The following is a 3,472-nucleotide window of genomic DNA, read 5'->3' on the forward strand; positions in this document are numbered from 1 at the left end:
CCTTGAGGAAGCGAACAAATCGGCGTTTCGTTTTCATCATATTTCTACGGATGAAGTGTATGGCGATTTAGAGGGTACGGATGATTTATTCACCGAAACCACCTCATACGCGCCGAGCAGCCCATACTCGGCGTCTAAAGCGTCGAGCGATCACCTTGTACGCGCTTGGCAGCGTACTTATGGTCTCCCAACACTCGTAACCAATTGCTCAAACAACTATGGTCCGTACCACTTCCCAGAGAAGTTGATCCCACTGATGATTCTGAATGCCCTCGATGGCAAGCCTTTACCTGTGTATGGTGATGGCATGCAAATCCGAGATTGGCTGTTTGTGGAAGACCATGCTCGTGCGCTTTACAAAGTCGTGACGGAAGGTGAAATCGGTGAGACCTACAACATCGGTGGCCATAACGAAAAAGCCAACATCGAAGTAGTGAAAACCATTTGTGCTTTGCTTGAAGAGCTGCGACCAGACAAGCCGGCAGGTGTTGAGTCTTATGAATCTTTGATCACTTATGTCAAAGATCGCCCCGGTCATGATGTGCGCTACGCAATTGATGCGACCAAGATTGCTCAAGAGCTTAACTGGACGCCAGAAGAAACCTTTGAAAGCGGCATTCGTAAAACCGTGGAATGGTACCTAAACAACCCGCAATGGTGGCAACGCGTGCTTGATGGTTCATACAGTTTAGAGCGATTAGGAGCGGGCGAATAATGAAAGGCATTATTTTAGCAGGTGGCTCGGGCACTCGCCTTTACCCTATTACACGCGGTGTCTCTAAGCAGTTACTGCCGGTTTATGACAAACCAATGATTTACTACCCGTTGTCGGTACTCATGCTTGCTGGCATTCGTGAAATCTTGATCATCACCACGCCAGAAGACCAGGAAGGATTTCAGCGCCTATTGGGTGATGGCTCAGAGTTTGGCATTGAGTTGCAATACGCGATTCAACCAAGTCCAGATGGCTTAGCTCAAGCCTTCATCATCGGCGAAGAGTTCATTGGCGATGACTCAGTATGTTTGGTGTTGGGTGACAACATCTTTTATGGGCAAGGTTTTTCGCCGAAGCTACAGCAAGCCGCAGCATTAACAGAAGGTGCGACGGTCTTTGGCTATAAAGTGAAAGATCCTGAGCGCTTTGGTGTGGTGGAATTTGACGACGAGATGCGAGCACTATCGATTGAAGAGAAGCCAATCGAGCCAAAATCCAATTACGCCGTGACAGGGCTGTATTTCTACGATAATCGAGTCGTGGACATTGCCAAAACTATTCAACCGTCCCATCGTGGCGAGCTAGAAATTACGAGTATTAACCAAGCTTACTTAGAGCAAGGGAAGTTGACGGTTGACGTACTAGGGCGCGGCTTTGCGTGGTTAGACACCGGCACGCATGGCAGTTTGCTTGAAGCTGCGCATTTTGTTGAAACGATTGAGAAACGCCAGGGTTATAAAGTGGCTTGCTTAGAAGAGATTGCATATCGCCGAGGGTGGTTAACGCGAGAGCACATTCAAGCCGCAGGAAAAGCCTTATCTAAAAACGATTATGGCCGCTATCTTCTAGAGTTATTGGAAGAATAAATGTCGAATATACCGCTAATATCTTTTCAGAAAATGGGTGATGAGCGAGGCTCATTAATCTCGTTAGAGCAACATAAAAACATTCCTTTTGATATCAAACGTATTTACTACATCTTTGATACACAAAGCGGTTTAGCGAGAGGGTTTCATGCACACTACGACTTAGAGCAAGTCGCTATTTGTATGAAAGGTTGCGTGACTTTCTTAATTGATGATGGCACCACGAAAGAGACAGTGACGCTTTCTTCTCCCGATGTAGGATTGCATATCAAAGGGTTAAAATGGCGTGAGATGCACGACTTTTCTGAAGATTGTGTGCTAATGGTTGTCGCTAGTGAATTGTATGATGAAGCCGATTATATCCGTGACTATGACACATTTCTTAAAGAGGTAGCCCATGCGAATTCATGCACTCAGTGATGTTGCTTCATCGACGATTGGTGAGGGGACGTCTATTTGGCAATTTGCCGTGGTCCTTGCTGGGGCTAAAATTGGTCGTGACTGTAATATCTGTGCCCATACCTTCATCGAGAATGATGTGGTCCTAGGAGATAGAGTCACTGTAAAGTGCGGCGTTTATCTTTGGGATGGCATTGAAATTGAAGATGATGTGTTCATTGGCCCGGCAGCTGCTTTCACGAACGACAAGTTCCCACGTTCAAAAGTATGGCCAGAGGCATTTCCGAAAACAAAAATTCTGTCAGGCGCCTCCATCGGCGCCAATGCCACGATTTTGCCAGGCATAACCATTGGAAAAAATGCGATGGTTGGAGCGGGTAGTGTGGTCACCCGTTCAGTGCCGGACAATGCGGTTGTGGTTGGGAATCCAGCCAAGATAGTACGTTATGTAGAGAAAAATAATGGTTAATTTTTTAGAGCTTAAGCGTCTAAATGCGCAGTATGAAGACGAATTAAAACAAGCTTGTGCACGCGTGATTGAATCTGGCTGGTACATTCTTGGTAATGAAACGGAACAGTTTGAACAAGCATTTGCTGACTACTGTGGAGTTAAACACTGTGTAGGCGTTGCGAATGGCTTAGATGCTTTAACACTAACGTTAAAGGCTTGGCGAGAGCTAGGCAAACTTAACAAAGGTGATGAAGTTATCGTACCGGGCAATACCTATATCGCATCAGTATTAGCGGTCACCGAAGCGGACTTGGTACCGGTGTTTGTGGAGCCGGATGAGCAGACGCACAATATCAGTCCTGAAGCGATTGAAGCGGCGATTACAGAAAAGACTAAAGTGATTTTGCCGGTGCATTTGTATGGTCAGTTAGCCGATATGCCAGCGATTATGGCGTTGGCGACAAAATACAACCTTCTCGTGCTGGAAGACAGCGCTCAGTCTCATGGTGCGACACTTGCTGGTAAGAAGTCTGGAGCATGGGGGGATGCCTCTGGTTTTAGCTTCTATCCGGGTAAAAACCTAGGTGCGTTAGGTGATGGTGGTGCTATTACGACTAGCGATGATGAACTGGCAGAAACCTTGCGTGCCCTTCGTAACTACGGCTCTCATGTTAAATACCAGAATCTTTATCAAGGATTGAACAGTCGTTTGGATGAAATTCAGTCGGCGATGTTGTCAGTGAAACTGAACTACCTTCCAGCGCAGACGAAAGCGCGTCAGGAGCTGGCGGAATTTTACTTACGTGAAATCAACAACTCGAATATTATCTTACCGGAAGTGGCTGAGCCTGAAGCCCATGTATGGCATTTGTTTGTGGTGCGCAGTTCAAACCGAGATGCATTGGTGAAGCATTTATCAGAGCATGGTATTCAGACACAAGTACATTACCCGATAGCGCCGCATAAACAGCAGGCTTATAAAGAGTTTAGTCATCTGTCATTGCCGCTGACGGAGCAGTTGCAAAATGAGGTGCTGTCATT

General features: G+C 46.5%; 5 protein-coding genes. All 5 read left to right on the forward strand.

Features of this window, described 5'->3' with window-relative positions:
* Nucleotides 1-715 (forward strand): GDP-mannose 4,6-dehydratase (locus BIW15_RS21490; RefSeq protein ID WP_077281590.1); only part of this gene is annotated, 715 nt, incomplete at its 5' end.
* A complete protein-coding gene (gene rfbA / locus BIW15_RS21495; RefSeq protein ID WP_005496828.1) occupies nt 715-1,581 on the forward strand; it encodes a glucose-1-phosphate thymidylyltransferase RfbA in 867 nt (288 codons plus the stop codon). The genes BIW15_RS21490 and rfbA, both read left to right, overlap by 1 nt.
* A complete protein-coding gene (locus BIW15_RS21500; RefSeq protein ID WP_021486846.1) occupies nt 1,582-2,001 on the forward strand; it encodes an FdtA/QdtA family cupin domain-containing protein in 420 nt (139 codons plus the stop codon).
* Nucleotides 1,979-2,449 (forward strand): acyltransferase, encoded by a 471-nt coding sequence (locus BIW15_RS21505; protein WP_005496835.1) that lies wholly within the window; start codon nt 1,979-1,981, stop codon nt 2,447-2,449. Before BIW15_RS21500 ends, BIW15_RS21505 begins: the two co-directional genes overlap by 23 nt.
* Nucleotides 2,442-3,472 (forward strand): DegT/DnrJ/EryC1/StrS aminotransferase family protein (locus tag BIW15_RS21510; protein WP_077281591.1); only part of this gene is annotated, 1,031 nt, incomplete at its 3' end. The genes BIW15_RS21505 and BIW15_RS21510, both read left to right, overlap by 8 nt.

The organism is Vibrio sp. SALL6 (assembly GCF_002002385.1).
GTDB lineage: Bacteria > Pseudomonadota > Gammaproteobacteria > Enterobacterales > Vibrionaceae > Vibrio > Vibrio parahaemolyticus.

Excerpts from the sequence above, each read along its gene's own strand:
- rfbA (WP_005496828.1), top strand. The coding sequence starts at position 715 with ATGAAAGGCATTATTTTAGCAGGTGGCTCGGGCACTCGCCTTTACCCT.
- BIW15_RS21500 (WP_021486846.1), top strand. The coding sequence starts at position 1,582 with ATGTCGAATATACCGCTAATATCTTTTCAGAAAATGGGTGATGAGCGA.
- BIW15_RS21505 (WP_005496835.1), top strand. The coding sequence starts at position 1,979 with ATGCGAATTCATGCACTCAGTGATGTTGCTTCATCGACGATTGGTGAG.